The 16,737-nt window shown below is 24.0% G+C and carries 15 protein-coding genes and 5 tRNA genes; 9 read left to right on the forward strand and 11 right to left on the reverse strand.

Translation table 11 applies throughout. The features are described from left to right. The first annotated feature begins 86 nt into the window (after nt 1-86). The 6 genes from csrA to GUU85_RS01915 all read left to right on the forward strand — a co-directional run bounded on the left by csrA (nt 87) and on the right by GUU85_RS01915 (nt 4,847). The gene (gene csrA, locus GUU85_RS01890; RefSeq protein WP_163119419.1) at nt 87-272 is read left to right on the forward strand and encodes a carbon storage regulator CsrA; all 186 of its coding nucleotides are present in this window, start codon (nt 87-89) and stop codon (nt 270-272) included. 147 nt (nt 273-419) lie between these two features. Further along, nucleotides 420-508, forward strand: a tRNA-Ser gene (locus tag GUU85_RS01895). 42 nt (nt 509-550) lie between these two features. Then, nucleotides 551-624: transfer RNA gene (locus GUU85_RS01900), tRNA-Arg, on the forward strand. Between the two features lie 122 nt (nt 625-746). Then, nucleotides 747-2,303, forward strand: a complete 1,557-nt coding sequence (gshA, locus tag GUU85_RS01905) for a glutamate--cysteine ligase (RefSeq protein ID WP_163119426.1) — start codon at nt 747-749, stop codon at nt 2,301-2,303. Nucleotides 2,304-3,417: 1,114 nt separating this feature from the next. Continuing rightward, nucleotides 3,418-4,101 (forward strand): endonuclease, encoded by a 684-nt coding sequence (locus GUU85_RS01910; RefSeq protein ID WP_254056373.1) that lies wholly within the window; start codon nt 3,418-3,420, stop codon nt 4,099-4,101. Further along, nucleotides 4,101-4,847 (forward strand): 16S rRNA (uracil(1498)-N(3))-methyltransferase, encoded by a 747-nt coding sequence (locus tag GUU85_RS01915; RefSeq protein ID WP_163119429.1) that lies wholly within the window; start codon nt 4,101-4,103, stop codon nt 4,845-4,847. The genes GUU85_RS01910 and GUU85_RS01915 overlap by 1 nt, the downstream gene beginning before the upstream one ends. A gap of 49 nt (nt 4,848-4,896) precedes the next feature. Here the strand turns inward: GUU85_RS01915 and rpiA are convergent, their stop codons facing one another. The 4 genes from rpiA to GUU85_RS01935 all read right to left on the reverse strand — a co-directional run bounded on the left by rpiA (nt 4,897) and on the right by GUU85_RS01935 (nt 6,073). Then, the gene (gene rpiA / locus GUU85_RS01920; protein ID WP_163119432.1) at nt 4,897-5,565 is read right to left on the reverse strand and encodes a ribose-5-phosphate isomerase RpiA; all 669 of its coding nucleotides are present in this window, start codon (nt 5,563-5,565) and stop codon (nt 4,897-4,899) included. A 218-nt stretch (nt 5,566-5,783) separates the two neighbouring features. Further along, a tRNA-Gln gene (locus GUU85_RS01925) sits at nt 5,784-5,855 on the reverse strand. 48 nt (nt 5,856-5,903) lie between these two features. Beyond that, nucleotides 5,904-5,985 (reverse strand) — tRNA-Leu (locus GUU85_RS01930). An 11-nt stretch (nt 5,986-5,996) separates the two neighbouring features. After that, nucleotides 5,997-6,073, reverse strand: a tRNA-Met gene (locus tag GUU85_RS01935). Between the two features lie 78 nt (nt 6,074-6,151). Here GUU85_RS01935 and glnS point away from each other — a divergent pair. The 3 genes from glnS to eno all read left to right on the forward strand — a co-directional run bounded on the left by glnS (nt 6,152) and on the right by eno (nt 10,963). Further along, complete coding sequence (gene glnS, locus GUU85_RS01940) at nt 6,152-7,849, forward strand: glutamine--tRNA ligase (protein WP_163119434.1); 1,698 nt, start codon at nt 6,152-6,154, stop codon at nt 7,847-7,849. Nucleotides 7,850-8,003: 154 nt separating this feature from the next. After that, entirely contained in the window at nt 8,004-9,641 is a 1,638-nt protein-coding gene (locus GUU85_RS01945) for a CTP synthase (protein ID WP_163119436.1), read from the forward strand. 17 nt (nt 9,642-9,658) lie between these two features. Then, nucleotides 9,659-10,963 (forward strand): phosphopyruvate hydratase, encoded by a 1,305-nt coding sequence (eno, locus tag GUU85_RS01950; RefSeq protein ID WP_163119438.1) that lies wholly within the window; start codon nt 9,659-9,661, stop codon nt 10,961-10,963. A gap of 198 nt (nt 10,964-11,161) precedes the next feature. Here the strand turns inward: eno and GUU85_RS01955 are convergent, their stop codons facing one another. From GUU85_RS01955 to cysD, 7 genes are all read right to left on the reverse strand, one after another. Beyond that, nucleotides 11,162-12,142: a peptidoglycan DD-metalloendopeptidase family protein gene (locus GUU85_RS01955; RefSeq protein WP_163119440.1), complete on the reverse strand. Its 981-nt coding sequence runs from the start codon at nt 12,140-12,142 to the stop codon at nt 11,162-11,164. Nucleotides 12,143-12,231: 89 nt separating this feature from the next. Then, nucleotides 12,232-12,699 carry a 2-C-methyl-D-erythritol 2,4-cyclodiphosphate synthase gene (ispF, locus tag GUU85_RS01960; protein ID WP_163119442.1) on the reverse strand — a complete coding sequence of 156 codons (468 nt, stop codon included), beginning with the start codon at nt 12,697-12,699 and terminating at the stop codon, nt 12,232-12,234. Between the two features lie 15 nt (nt 12,700-12,714). Next, nucleotides 12,715-13,422, reverse strand: coding sequence for a 2-C-methyl-D-erythritol 4-phosphate cytidylyltransferase (gene ispD / locus GUU85_RS01965; RefSeq protein ID WP_163119794.1), 708 nt, complete (start codon nt 13,420-13,422; stop codon nt 12,715-12,717). Nucleotides 13,423-13,504: 82 nt separating this feature from the next. Beyond that, nucleotides 13,505-13,711 carry a septum formation initiator family protein gene (locus GUU85_RS01970; protein ID WP_163119444.1) on the reverse strand — a complete coding sequence of 69 codons (207 nt, stop codon included), beginning with the start codon at nt 13,709-13,711 and terminating at the stop codon, nt 13,505-13,507. 17 nt (nt 13,712-13,728) lie between these two features. Continuing rightward, nucleotides 13,729-14,349, reverse strand: coding sequence for an adenylyl-sulfate kinase (cysC, locus tag GUU85_RS01975; RefSeq protein WP_163119445.1), 621 nt, complete (start codon nt 14,347-14,349; stop codon nt 13,729-13,731). Between the two features lie 18 nt (nt 14,350-14,367). Further along, entirely contained in the window at nt 14,368-15,771 is a 1,404-nt protein-coding gene (gene cysN / locus GUU85_RS01980) for a sulfate adenylyltransferase subunit CysN (protein WP_163119447.1), read from the reverse strand. A gap of 23 nt (nt 15,772-15,794) precedes the next feature. Further along, complete coding sequence (gene cysD, locus GUU85_RS01985) at nt 15,795-16,703, reverse strand: sulfate adenylyltransferase subunit CysD (protein ID WP_163119449.1); 909 nt, start codon at nt 16,701-16,703, stop codon at nt 15,795-15,797. Nucleotides 16,704-16,737 lie beyond the last annotated feature (34 nt).

The raw sequence follows: 16,737 nt of genomic DNA on the forward strand, positions 1-16,737 counted from the left end.
ATATTAAGATTTAAATTAAAAATTATATTATTCATGACACCAAGAACTAGAGAGATCATACTCTTTTATCTTTCAAGGAACAAAAAATGCTTATTCTAACTCGTCGAGTCGGTGAAACGTTAATAATTGGCGATGAGATAACTGTAACAGTACTAGGAGTGAAAGGTAACCAAGTTCGTATTGGTGTCAATGCCCCTAAAGAAGTTTCGGTACATCGTGAAGAAATATATCAACGTATTCAAACTGAAAAAAAACAAAAAAATAAATATTAATTAATACTACATCTTACTTAAATTACGTAAGATGTAGTTTATATATTATTTTGATTTTTAACATATAATCTACTCATGTAATAATAAAATATATTTGACTTATATAAAAAAAAAAGTAAAATAAAAATGAAAAAATTTTTATATTTAGGTGAGATGGCCGAGAGGATGAAGGCGCTCCCCTGCTAAGGGAGTATGTAGAAATTTCTGCATCGAGGGTTCGAATCCCTCTCTCACCGTGATAAAAAAATTTGATATTTTGATTTACCGTAATATATTTCGCATCCGTAGCTCAGATGGATAGAGTACTCGGCTACGAACCGAGCGGTCGGAGGTTCGAATCCTTCCGGATGCAAAAAAAATTAAAATAATAATCTCTTTAAAATATATCAAATATATCAAATATATTTATGCATATAAAATTATTAATGTACAATATAAAGAATATTTTAAAATAAAATATTGTAGGAAATAAAATTGATAACAGATATTTCGAAAAAAATTTCTTGGTTATATAATAATCCAAAAATATTAAAAGGGATTTATCGAGGTATTGAGCGTGAAACTTTAAGAATTAAAAAAAATGGTGATTTTTCTAAAACTAAACATCCATATTTTCTTGGTTCTTCTTTAACTCATAAATGGATTACTACTGATTTTTCTGAAAACTTATTAGAATTTATTACTCCTGCTACTAATAATATAGATAAATTATTATCTTTTTTGACTGATATACATTGTTTTGCTGCATCTAAAATTCGCCATGAACGTATGTGGCCGTTTAGCATACCTTATTCATATAAAAAAAAAACAAATATTCAAATAGCTCAATATGGCTCTTCTAATTTAGGAAAAATGAAATCTGTTTATAGAACAGGATTGAAATATCGTTACGGTGATTTAATTAATACTATATCAGGCATACATTATAATTTTTCATTTCCTATTTTATTTTGGGAATACTGGAAAAAACAAGAAGAAATTGATAAAAATATTGATTATATTTCACAAGGATACTTACATGTAATTAGAAATTATTATCGATTTGGTTGGATTATTCCTTATTTATTTGGATCATCTCCAGCAATACCATCATTCTTTTTAAAAAATATTAAAAAAAAATATCCATTTAAAAAAAATAAAGAAAATATTTTTTATTTACCATGGGCAACTTCATTAAGACTTAGTGAAATAGGATATACTAATACAAATATTATAGATTTAAATATTATGTTTAACGATTTTAATGAATATATTGAGTCATTACAAAAATCTTTAATAACACCATCAGAAAAATTTATAAACATTGGATTAAAAGATAAAGAAAACAATTTTAAACAATTAAATTGTAATATTCTACAAAGTGAAAATGAACTTTATACGCAAATACGACCTAAAAGAAACACACAGAATGATGAATCACCAATATTAGCTTTGAAAAACAGAGGTATTGAATATATTGAAATACGCTCTTTAGATATTAATCCATTTTCATCTATTGGAATAAACAAAGATCAGATACTTGTATTAGATCTATTTTTAATTTGGTGTGCTTTAATTGATTCTCCAAAAATTAATAAGACAGATTTTATGTTTATTAACAAAAATTGGGAAAAAATAATATTTAAAGGAAGAAAACCAAATCAAAATATGTATATTTATCAAGAAAATCAAAAAAAAACATTCATTGAAATTAGTGAAATAATCTTAACAGATTTAAAAAAAATTGCATTGATATTAGATATAAATTCTGATGATATGCAATATCAAACAGTATGTGATAAAATAAAGTCATTATTTATAAATCCTGAGCTTACGTATTCTGCTAAATTTTTAAACCTATTAATCGAAAAAGGGATTAAAAAAATAGGATTAAATTTATCGCAAAAATATTATAATGAATTTATAAATATAAATAAATTTAACAGAAATAAAAAAATATTCGAAAAAGAAACAAAGTATTCTCATGCAAAACAAAAACAAATAGAACAATCAGATACGTTAAATTTTGAAGAATATATAAAAAATCGATGATTTTTATATTCAGCTATAATAAATTTTAAAAAAATTATAAATATTTATTTAGTTCATTAAAGATTTTTTATAAAATCTTGGAGATTTTAAAAATTGATTAATTATCATATTAAAATAAATTGATATTAAAAAATTTAATATCTTAATTAAACTATAAATATATAAATATAAATATTTTTGATTTAAATAATTAAATTGTTATAAATAAATATTCTAAAATAATATTAGTTCATAATTACAGGACATAACCTTAATTAAAATCGAGCATTAAAAAAATTACATTTTATCAAAATGATATTATAATTGACATACAAGTACTATAAGTATGTATCTTATCAAATAAAAATCAAAATAATCAATTATTTAAAATATCTATCAAAATAGATCTTTTCTTTAAAAAAGATATTTTATTATATAGTATTGATAATAATTTTAAATTTACTGTATAAAAATAATCTTTAATCAAATATTTCATGATATGTTTATCTATAAAAATTAATAAAAAATTTTCTATCAAAGCACAAAATTTTTTTAAAAATATATATTAGATTATTTTATCCATAACATTTTTAGTGAAATATCTAAAGTAAATATTAATTTTAATATTTTATATAACTCATATAATGCATGTATATATGATTTGCTATTATATTTTAATATTATATGATTATTCATATTGGATTTAAGATAAAGTAAAATATTTTTTAATGTTTAATAATTTTTAAATTTTAATCTATAAATCTATAATAAATTCTACCATGTATGTCGCAGTTATATAAGCATCGTAATGTAATATAATATTATAAAATAAATTTAGACGTAAAATATTAATAATTTATAAAATATATTGACTAAATTTTAAAAACATTAATATCTAGTTTATAAAACTCAAATATATAATATTAAAGTTTAATATATATATTTACATATTTATTCGCTGATAAAAAATATCACTTTATTACATTTTTAATAATTAAAGTTATATGCATATTAAATGCAAAATATATTAGCAGCATTTTCAATAATATATAAATAATATATACTACTTATAAAAAAATTTTAATTTCAAATAGACGACAATAAAATGATTAAAAAAGTATTTTTTATAATTAGCATGTTTTTTTGTTATTTTTATATAAAAAAAAATTATTTTACGAAGCATGCTATACATAACTTTTATCAAGCTAAACTTGCGGCAATTAAAATTCATAAATATGCACCTGGCTCTTTTTATTGTGGATGTCAAATTATCTGGAAACAAAAAAAAGGTATTCCAAATTTAATTAATTGTGGATATAAGATTCGAAAAAACCAAAACCGCGCAAATAGAATTGAATGGGAGCATGTAGTTCCAGCATGGCAATTTGGTCATGAAAAACAATGCTGGAAAAAAGGAGGACGTAAAAACTGCCTTAATAACCCAGAATATAAACATATTGAATCTGATCTTCATAATTTACAACCAGCTATTGGTGAAATAAATGCTGATCGTTCTAACTTTATGTATGATGAGTTAAATAGTCACTTTTCAACATATGGAAAATGTAATATGAAAATAGATTTTCAAAAAAAATTAGCAGAACCACCTAATAGATCTAAGGGTATGATAGCTCGTACTTATTTTTATATGAGTCACCAATACAATATTATTATATCTCAAAAACAAAAAAAATTATTTTATATATGGAATAAAAATTTTCCTGTAACAAAATGGGAATGTGACAGGGACAATTTAATTTTTCAAATACAAGGTAATCATAACAATTATATTTATAAGCAATGTAATAAAAAATTTTAATGAAAATAAAAAATTATATTCCACGTATTTATATGAAAGAAAATTTAAATGTTAATCAAATGTATATTTTATCTAGAGATAATATGCATTATCTTAAAAAAGTTTTAAGAATTAACAATGAAAATACATTAGAAATCTTTAATAATACTAATTATATTTTTTTTGCTAAAATGATACATATTTCTCATAAAATTGTTCATATTAAAATATTTTCAAAAAAATTAAAGAATCTTGAATCTCCAATTCATATTCATTTAGGACAAGTTATCTCGAAAAATGATAAAAAAATGGATTTTACTATTCAAAAAGCAATTGAAATGGGAGTTAATATTATTACACCATTATTATCTGAAACTTATTATCTGAAAAATAAAAATTTAAATATTACTCATAAAATTCAACGTTGGAAAAAAATAGCTATTTCTACTTGTCAACAATGCAAACGCAACATTATTCCCGAAATTAGATATCCAATAAATATTCATTCATGGTGCCAAGAACCTAATAATCATACAAAAATTATTTTTCATCCAAAATCATCAATGACGATACACGAATTAGATAATCCCATGAAATATATAAGAATTATTATTGGATCTGAAAAAGGTTTTTTACAAAATGAAATACAAAAAATTATTCAATATGGATTTACTGCTATAAGATTAGGACCAAGAATATTACGTACAGAAACAGCTGCACTTGTAGCGATCACTGCATTACAAGTGAAGTTTGGGGATTTAAAATAAATTAAAAAATTATTAATTTAATTATAAAAATAAAAGAAGGTAATATTGTTTATATTTTTTTATTATTAATAATTTTAATTCTATTTTCTTGGCCAATTAATGTAATATCAGCTGTACGATAAGCGAATAAACCTACTGTTACTACTCCGGGAAGTGAATTAATTTTTTTTTCCATTGATATAGGATCTTTTACAGTTAAATTATAAACATCTATAATAATATTTCCATTATCAGTAATGACATGTTTTCGATGTTTTGGTAATCCACCAATTTTTATTATTTCTTTAAAAATATAAGAGAATGATATTGGAATAATTTCTATTGGTAATGGAAATTTACCTAAAATATCTACTAATTTTGATTGATCAATAATACATAGAAATGTTTTAGCCATTGTAGCAAGAATTTTTTCTCTAGTTAATGCTGCTCCTCCGCCTTTAATCATTTGCATGCAATGATTGATTTCATCTGCACTATCAACGTAAATATTAAGAGAGCTAAAATATTGTATATTAAATACTTTAATACCTTGTCTCTCTAATAATAAAGTAGAAGCATGAGAACTAGATACAGCTCCAGAAATTAAATGTTTTACTGTTTTTAATGCTTCAATAAAATAAAAAACAGTTGTACCAGTGCCAACACCAATAATAGTACCAGGATGAATATAATCTAATGCAGCCCATGCTGCTTGTTTTTTCATTTGATTTACATTCATAAGTTTAAAATTTTTTATTGTTTTTAAAATAGAAATTATTTAGTTGAGTAAAACTTTTTTAAAAAATATATTTTAATATAAAAAAATTAAAATTTGACAGATAATATTAAAATTTAATCAATAATTTTTTACAAAAAAAATAATGTTCTTTATACTAAGAATAGTAGTATGATTTAATAAATAAATTGAATAAAAAGATTATAAATAGATTAGAGTATCTGGGGTACCTGGATTCGAACCAGGGATGCCGGTATCAAAAACCGGTGCCTTAACCACTTGGCTATACCCCATAATAATTATATGTGATATTAAAATATTTTATATATTTTAATATGATATACGGGAGGCGAGATTTGAACTCGCATACCTTTCGGCGCCAGAACCTAAATCTGGTGCGTCTACCAATTTCGCCACTCCCGCATTTAAAAAAATGGTAGCTACGACGGGAATCGAACCCATGACCCCAGCGTTATGAGTGCTGTGCTCTAACCAACTGAGCTACGTAGCCTAATAAATGTGTATTTTATAATATATGTACTGAATAATCAACAAAATTATTTTAATAAACAAATTAAATAAGAATAATATGAATAATAAAAAATATAATAATTTTATTTGTCAAATTATTAATGAAGATTTAAATAAAAATAAAAATTTATCCTTGCGCACTCGTTTTCCACCTGAACCAAATGGGCACCTACATATTGGTCATGCTAAATCAATATGTTTAAACTTTGAATTGGCGCATTTATATAATGGAAAATGTAATCTTCGCTTCGATGATACTAATCCATTAAAAGAAAATATTAAATATATTAATTCTATTAAATATGATATTTCTTGGTTAGGTTATAAATGGAATGGCAGTGTTCGTTATTCATCTGATTATTTTTTTAAACTATACCAATATGCTAAACAATTAATTTATAAGGGCTTAGCTTATGTAGACAATTTAACCAAAGAACAAATACGTGAATATCGAGGAACTTTAAATACACCAGGAATAAATAGTCCTTATAGAAATAGAACTATTGAAGAAAATATAAAACTTTTTAAAAAAATGAAAAACGGAGAATATGCTGAAGGAGAAGCTTGTTTACGTGCTAAAATAGATATGAGCTCTTCTTCTATTATTATGCGAGATCCTGTATTATATCGAATTCGCTTCATGCCGCATCATCAAACAAAAAATATTTGGTGTATATATCCAACATATGATTTTGCTCATTGTCTTTCTGATTCGCTTGAAAAAATTACTCATTCATTATGTACACTAGAATTTCAAGAAAATAAATTTTTATATAATTGGATTTTATATAATACTAACGTTGAGTATCATCCTAAACAATATGAATTTTCTCGACTAAATTTAGAATTTTCAATCTTATCTAAAAGAAAGCTAAAAATACTTATTGATCAAAATATCATACAAGGATGGAATGATCCTCGTATACCTACTATTTCTGGCTTAAGAAGAAAAGGATATACAGCATCGGCTATTAAATATTTCTGTCAAAAAATTGGTATTACCAAACAAAATACTTTAATAGAATATTCTTTGTTAGAACATTGTATTCGAAAAGAATTAAACCAAACTGCTATACGTAGCATGGCTATATTAGAACCGATTAAAATAACCCTATATAATTTAGATGAAAACCATAAAGAAATATTTGTTGTACCTAATCATCCTAATAATCCTGATATGGGTACACATGAAATTATTTTTACTAATATTATATATATTGAAAGATCTGATTTTAAAGAAAAATATGAAACAGGGTATAAAAGATTAAGTATCGGGAAAGAAATACGATTAAGATATGCTTATATTATTCAAGCTACCAAAATAGAAAAAGATGAATTCAATAATATAATTAATATTACATGTTATTGTGATACTACAAGTTTAGGAAAAAAACCAAAAAATAAAAAAAATCCTGCAGTAATACACTGGATTTCAATACATAATACATTACCAGTAGAATTTAGACTATATGATCAATTATTTGATATAAAAAATCCAGAACAACAAAAAAACTTTTTATCTTATATTAATCCAAAATCATTAATTAAAAAACATGGTTTTATCGAAAAAACATTAGCAACAATGATACAGCAGTATATTTTCAATCAAAATAATCAATTATGCTTTCAATTTGAAAGAATTGGTTATTTTTGTATAGATTATATCGACTCTCAAAAAAATTATTTAGTTTTTAATCGTACTGTTAATTTACGTGATTTATGGAATTTAAAAAAAAATAAAAATACTAATAATTAATATCAGTATATACTCATAGTATTACGTTATAAAAATGTAATAAAAATAGATATAATTTTTATAAAAAACTTTATATTAAAAGTATATTTTATAATTAAAATAAAACATTTTTCAATTACATACTTATTCATTTCAACCAATTTTTATATTTAGCATGACTAAAAATTATATTTTTATCACTGGCGGAGTAGTTTCATCATTAGGAAAAGGTATTGCAGCAGCTTCATTAGGAGCAATATTAAAAGCAAGAAAATTAGATATAACTATTATTAAACTAGATCCATATATTAATATAGATCCTGGTACTATTAGTCCAATTCAACATGGAGAAGTATTTGTTACTGAAGATGGCTCCGAAACAGATTTAGATTTAGGGCACTATGAGCGCTTCATGCATACAAAAATGACATGTTTAAATAATTTTACTACAGGTAGTATTTATGCGGAAGTTTTAAAGAAAGAAAGACGCGGTGATTATTTAGGAGCAACTATTCAAGTAATACCTCATATTACGAATGCTATTAAAGAACGAATTATTATATGTTCAAAAAATAGTCAAATTACTCTTGTAGAAATAGGAGGAACCGTTGGTGATATTGAATCGCTACCATTTTTAGAAGCAATTAGACAAATGGCTGCTGATATTGGACGTAAAAATGTTATATATATACATTTAACTTTAGTTCCATATATTACTACAGCAGGAGAAATAAAAACTAAACCGACTCAACATTCAGTTAAACAATTGCTTTCAATTGGAATACAACCAGATATTCTAATTTGTCGTTCTGAAAACATGATACCTATTAATGAAAGAAAAAAAATTGCATTATTCTGTAATGTACCAGTGAATGCAGTAATATCTTTAAAAGATGTGAGTTCAATATATCAAATTCCACAATTATTAAAAAATCAAAAATTAGATAATTATATTTGTGAATATTTTCAATTAAACGTTCCAGAAGCAAATTTAAAAAAATGGGAACAAGTTATTTATGAAGAAAAAAATTATAATGAAACTATAGTTATTGGTATTATTGGTAAATATATAAAATTACCTGATGCATATAAATCTGTAATAGAAGCGCTTAAACATGCAGGTTGTAAAAATCAAATTAAGGTACATATTAAACTAATTAGCTCTAATGATATCAATCAAAACAGTATTAAATTATTACAAAATCTTAATGGTATTTTAATACCTGGAGGTTTTGGAGATCGGGGCATTCAAGGAAAATTGTTATCTATAAAATATGCAAGAGAAAATAATATTCCATATTTTGGAATTTGTTTAGGTATGCAAATAGCTATTATTGAATTTGCGCAAAACGTTATTGGAATAAAAGAAGCAAACTCAACAGAATTTGATTCGCAATGTAAATATCCTTTAATTGATTTAATACAAAATTGTAATAAAGATTTACATGTTTTGCATAATAAAAAAAATAAAAATATTAATTTAGGCGGTACTATGCGGTTAGGTAGTCAAACTTGTAAATTAAGTACGAATAGTTTATCTTATAAATTATATAATAAAGATATTATTATAGAAAGACATAGACATAGATATGAAGTCAATAATGTTTTATTGAAAAAAATAGAAACTGCAGGATTAAAAGTTACAGGACGATCTCAAAAAAATAATATAGTGGAAATTATAGAAATATCAAATCATCCATGGTTTTTAGCTTGTCAATTTCATCCAGAATTTACTTCCACCCCACATCAAGGACATCCATTATTTATAGATTTCATAAAATCAGCAGGAAAAAATAAAAAAAAAATTATATAAATATATTGAGGTTAAATATGTCTAAAATTATAAAGATCATAGCAAGAGAAATTATAGACTCTCGAGGAAATCCTACTATTGAGTCTGAAGTACATTTAGAAGATGGGTCTATAGGAATAGCCTCTTCGCCTTCTGGAGCTTCTACAGGTTCATTAGAAGCTATAGAATTAAGGGATTGTAATAAAGATAGATTCATGGGAAAAGGCGTGCAAAAAGCAGTTAAACTAATTAATAAAACAATATCTATAGCATTAAAAAACAAGAATGCTAACAATCAAAGTGATATTGATAGTACTATGATTGATGTTGATGGAACGAAAAATAAATCTAAAATAGGTGCTAATTCTATTTTATCTGTGTCTTTAGCAGTTGCAAAAGCTGCTGCAGCATCTAAAAAAATACCTTTATATCAACATATTGCAGAGCTTAATAATACACCAAATATATTCTCTATGCCGCTTCCAATGATTAATATTATTAATGGAGGAAAGCATGCTAATAATAATATTGATATACAAGAATTCATGATTCAACCAATTAATGCGAAAACAATCAAAGAAGCTATACAAATAGGATGTGAAATATTTCATACTTTAGGAAAATTACTAAAAGAAAAAAATATGAGCACAACAGTAGGAGATGAAGGAGGATATGCTCCTAATTTGAAATCGAATGAAGAAGCGCTAAATATAATTCAAGAAGCCATATTTAGAACGAAATATAAATTAGGAAAAGATATAAAATTAGCTATTGATTGCGCAGCATCAGAATTATATAACCAAGAAAATCACAGATATGAATTAAAAGGAGAAAATATTTCTTTTTCTTCAAGAGAATTTACTCATTATTTAGAAGAATTATCTAATAAATATCCTATTATTTCAATTGAAGACGGACAAAATGAATCTGATTGGACAGGTTTTATTTATCAAACGCAACAACTAGGCCATAAAATACAATTAGTTGGAGATGATTTATTTGTTACAAATTCTAATCTATTAAAAAAAGGTATTAAATTAGGCGCTGCAAATTCTATTTTAATTAAATTAAATCAAATTGGTACATTGACGGAAACAATAGAAGCAATTAAAATAGCTAAACAGTCAAATTATAATGTTATTATTTCTCATCGCTCAGGAGAAACAGAAGATTGCTATATAGCAGATTTAGCTGTAGGAACATCATCAGGTCAAATAAAAACAGGTTCTGTAAGTCGTTCTGATAGAACTGCAAAATACAACCAATTAATTAGAATAGAAGAACAGTTAAGTCCAAAAAAAGCTCCGTTTTATGGTTTAAAATCAATTACATCTATATTTTAAAATCATTTAAAAATCATATTAATAAGAATCAGGTATCTAAATAATATGCCTGTTTCTTACCAAACTATTCTTAATTTTATCTATTACATATGATCTTTTAAAAAAATTCATTATTATAATAAATATGGCTTTCAAAATAATAGTTAATAACAAAATAGATTTTATAATCTATAAAAATTTTTATTAATATAAATAAAATTAACTTTTTAAATTTATTGCAGGCAATAAAGTTAATGGATTAATTGAGTTTCCTTGATAACGTATTTCAAAATATAGTCGAGCTATTTTATCATAAGGAGATAAACCCATAGTAGCAATTTTTTGTTTTGCATGTACTTTATCTTTTTCTTTGACTAAAATTAAATCATTAAAAGCATAAATACTTAAATAATTTTTATCATTTTTAATAATAATTAATCGACCATATTTTTTTAACGAATCAATAACACAAACGACTTCTCCTGAAGATGCAGCAAAAATTGATTGACCTTGAACACCAGAAATTTCTATTTTTTTATGACTTGATATAAAATTATTAAAATATTTAATTTCTTTTTTAAAAACTGGCCAATACCAAAGTTTAAAAAATTTTTTATTTGATAATGAATTATGATTATTTAATATTTTATTAATACATAAATATATTTGATTAAATTTTATATTTTTTTTAAAAAAATTAAAAATATTTAATGAATCTATAAAAACAGTCTTACAAGATATATATTTTTTTTGAGAATTTTGTGATTTATTTAATATATAACAATGATTATGATTAATTTTTACATCTCCTATCCAAATTTTTTGTCCAATAACAATTTTGTTAGGTTTTTTAATTAAATTGAAATTAGATAATTTATGATAATTATAATTAAATTTTTTAGCAATAGAATATAAAGTATCTTTTGATTTAACGATATAAAATATTTTAAATGTATTATTATTATTTAAAAAACCAATAAAATTTTTATTCTTAATAAGAATATTATGTTGTGTAGAAAAAATTTTTTTATCTGATTTTAATATCCTAAATATTTCATTTTTTTTATAAAATATAAATTTTTTAATATTTTGTTTTTTTAAATTACAATTAGAATAATTGCTGTGATTGCAAGATTTCGAAAATGAAAAAATATGATAAAAAAATAATAAAAAAAAGAAAACAAATAATTTCAATAACATTAACTATATCCATAATATGTTAATCAAATATTCATTGATGATATATATTAATATATTTAAAAAATAAATATTTTTATTTATCATTTTATTTATATCAGCAAAACAATTGTTTGACAAGCAATACCTTCTCGTCTTCCAATACAACCTATTTTTTTAGAGCTAGTTGATTTTATACTAATTTGATTTATCTCAGTATTGAGATCTGATGATAAATTTGATTTCATTAAAAAAATATAAGGAGACATCTTAGGATACTCTGCAATAATCGTAATATCTATGTTGGAAATAACATAATTTTTTAATTTAATTTTATTCCAAATATTCTTTAATAATATTCTGCTATCAATGTTTTTATATATCTTATTGCTGCTTGGAAAAAACGTGCCAATATCTCCCATGGCAACAGCACCTAAAAGTGCATCTATTACTGTATGAATTAATAAATCACCATTAGAATGCGCAATTAATCCTTGTTTACAAGGAATAACAACACCACCAATAATTAATGGTTTCATACTACCAAAAGCATGAATATCATAACCATATCCAATTCGCATAAAATTCCTTTTTTATTAATGCATGTTAAAATTATTTAAATAAAATTTTGCAAGAATAATATCTTCAGGCCAAGTAATTTTAATATTTTTTTCATTCCCTAAAACAATCAAAGGTTTATATCCACAATATTCTAATGCTGAAGATTCATCAGTGATATTAATTTTGTCTTTAATAATTTTTTTTAAACAAGATTTTAATAAATTTATTTGAAATAATTGTGGTGTTAAAGCATGCCATAAATTATTTCGATTTAAAGTATATAAAACTTTTTTTTGCGTCAAATTACTATATTTAATAGTATCAGATACTGGTCGAGCTAAAATTGCACCAACTGGATTGTTTTCAATCATTGATATTAAATTATCTAAATCTTTATAACTTAAAAATGGACGAACTGCATCATGAATGATAACCCAATCCGCATTAGTTTGAAAAGATAATCCAGATAAAACAGAATAGATTCTTTCTTCACCACCTACAACAGAGATGATTTTTAAATTAGATGATATTTTTAGTTGTTTAAAATAAATATCTTTTTTATTTAAAGCAACAATAATAAGATCTATATTAGGGTGTAATAATAATGTTCTTAGAGCATATTCAAGAATAGTACAATTTTGAATTTTAATATACTGTTTTGGTACATTTGATTTCATTCTAGAACCTATTCCAGCAGCTGGAACAACAGCTATAATTTTTGGTCTTAATGTATTCAACAAAATTTTTTATACCTAAAATATCAAAAATTATTTATAAAATATAAAAATTATTTATTTTATATGATAAATGTAACTATTATATGTCTTATTTTGTAGCGTCTATTGTCTTGTTTAAACTATCAATATCTAACATTAATTGTTTATTACGTGTATCAAGATTTTCATTATTTTTTTTTTCTATAATCACTTTGTGATATATTTTGATATAATCAATTAAACCATTTTTTCCTAACCAAAGAGAATATTGTAGCCAACATAATGCTAATAATAAAAATATTTTTAATATATTCATATTTTGTTTAAAAATAATCAATTTTCACAAAAAGATATTATATGATTTTTATATAGAATGTTTATAATTTTTTTTGAATTAATTTCTAAAGCATCTGTGCCATTTAAAATTATATCAGGATTACTAGGAATTTCATATTCCTCTTGTATACCAGTAAAATCATATATATTTCCTGATCGAGCTTGTTGATACAATTTTTTAGGATCTCGTTTTTCACAAACACTGATTGGTGTATCCACGAACACTTCTAAAACATTTTTTACTCCTCCTAACATGTTATAAATCATTGTTCTTTGATTTTGATAAGGAGAAATTACTGATACTAAGGTTATAATCCCGGCATCTAACATAATTTTTGCTACTTCTCCAATACGTCTAATATTTTCTTTACGATCTGTTTTGCTAAAAGATAGATCAGAACATAAACCAGATCTAATATTATCTCCATCTAATAAGTAAGTATGCATACCATGTATAAACAATTTTTTCTCTAAATGATTGGCGATGCTTGATTTTCCTGCACCTGAAAGCCCTGTAAACCATATTACAATAGATCTATGTTTATTATATTTTTCACGTTTTTCTCGTGAAATTAAATGTTCATGCCAAAAAATATTTTTTTGCATATTATTTTTCATATTTTAATTAAAACCTTTTTAAAAAATTTTTGGTATATTCCAATGAGGAAAATATCTAGAAATTAAATCATGTAATTCTAATTCAAAGTTTTTTTTATTATTAACAACAATATTATTTTTTATTTTTACACCATTGACAATCATTCCAGCACCAACAGTAATATTTGTCATTAAATCAATCAAAATCATACTACCTGTCATTTTATTAATTGCATAATTGTCAAAAATCATAGGTTCACTAAAAATAGCTTTAATACGACCAATACTATTTAACCCAAGAGTATTAGTTTTTATTTCAATTAAATTATTTATATCTATTTTAAATAAAATATCTTTTATATAAAGACGTGTCATTTTACCCGATAACTTAACATTATATGATTTATTTTTTAATAAAACTTCATCTGTCATCCATACAATATCAATAATAGCTTCTTGTAATGGTTCTAAAACAGAATCAAAATCGACTAAAAAATCTCCACGATTAATATCTATTTCATCTTTTAAAGTGACTGTAATAGATTCTCCAGCTTCCGCTGTTTTTAAATCTTTATCATATGTTATAATGCGATCAATATAAGAGGTAATATTAATAGGTAGAATTTTAACTGGTTGACCAACATACATTTTACCAGATACCAATATTCCAGAATATCCGCGAAAATTTGAATTAGGACGGTTAATATATTGTACGGGAAACCGAGTTTCTTTTAAGTCAGTACTATCGTCAATTCTAATTGTTTCTAAAATATTTAATAATGTCTCACCTTCATACCAAGAAATAATATTTTTTTTAAACACAATATTTTCGCCAATTAAAGCTGATATTGGAATGAAAATAATATTTAAATTTTTAGGCAATTTTTTAGAAAAAAGTAAAAATTTTTTTTTTATATTTAAAAATACTTCCTGTTGATAATTGACTAAATCCATTTTATTAACAGCTACAATTAAATTTTTAATACCAAGTAAAGTAGAAATAAAACTATGCCGATAAGTTTGTTTTGATAACCCTTTTTTAGCATCAACTAATAGAATAGATACATCACATGTAGATGCCCCTGTAACCATATTACGGGTATACTGTTCATGACCAGGAGTATCAGCAATAATAAATTTTCTTTTATTAGTGGAAAAATAGCGATATGCTACATCAATTGTAATCCCCTGTTCACGTTCAGACTGTAGCCCATCTACTATTAAAGCTAGGTCTACTTTTGACCCTTGTGTACCATGACGTTTACTGTCATTTTTTAAAGAAAATAATTGATCATCATAAATTTGTTTTGTATCATGTAATAAACGACCTATTAATGTACTTTTACCATCATCTACACTGCCACAGGTTAAAAATTTTAATAAAGTTTTTTTTTGATTTAAATTAAACCATTTTTTAAAATTATCTAATGTATTAATATTCATGCTTTTTAAATCGCCTTATTTTATTAAAAATAACCCTGTCTTTTTTTAAATTCCATCGAATTTTTTTGATCATGGTCAATAGATCGTCCCATTCGTTCGCTTGTTTTAATTATTAATGTTTCTTGAATAATATCTTGAATATTGACTGCTGTTGATTCAATAGCACTTGTTAAAGGCCAGCAACCTAATGTACGAAACCGTACCATTTTTTCTTGAATGACTTCATTCTCTTGAATATTTATACGATGATCATCAATCATAATTAATATTTTGTTTCTTTTTAGTACTGGTCTCATAGCAGCAAAATAAAGCGGAACAATTTCAATGTTTTCTAGAAAAATATACTGCCAAATATCTAACTCAGTCCAATTTGAAAGAGGGAAAATACGCATATTTTCTCCTGGATTAATTTGACTGTTGTAATTCCACCAAATTTCTGGTCTTTGTTTCTTTGGATCCCATTGATGAAACGAATCACGAAAAGAATAAATTCTTTCTTTAGAACGTGATTTTTCTTCATCACGTCTAGCTCCACCAAATGCCGCGTCAAAATTATATTGATTTATTGCTTCTTTTAATCCTTCAGTTTTCATAATATCAGTATATTTATGTCCACCATGTTGAAAAGGATTTAAATTTAATAATTTACCTTTTGAATTAACATGAACTATTAACTTAACTTGAAATTTTTTGACAATATAATCTCTAAAACTATACATTTCTTTAAATTTCCATCCAGTATCTATATGTAGCAAAGGAAATGGAATAGGTCCAGGATAAAAAGCTTTTTTAGCTAAATGCAACATTACTGAAGAATCTTTACCAATAGAATATAACATTACAGGATTTTGAAATTCTGCAACTACCTCTCTCATGATATAAATACTTTCCGATTCTAATTGATGTAAATAAGTAATATTTTTTTTGAACATACTCGTTCCTAAGATTTGTTTAGTCAATAAAAAT

It is taken from the genome of Buchnera aphidicola (Uroleucon sonchi), from assembly GCF_011035165.1.
Taxonomy (GTDB): domain Bacteria; phylum Pseudomonadota; class Gammaproteobacteria; order Enterobacterales; family Enterobacteriaceae; genus Buchnera; species Buchnera aphidicola_BE.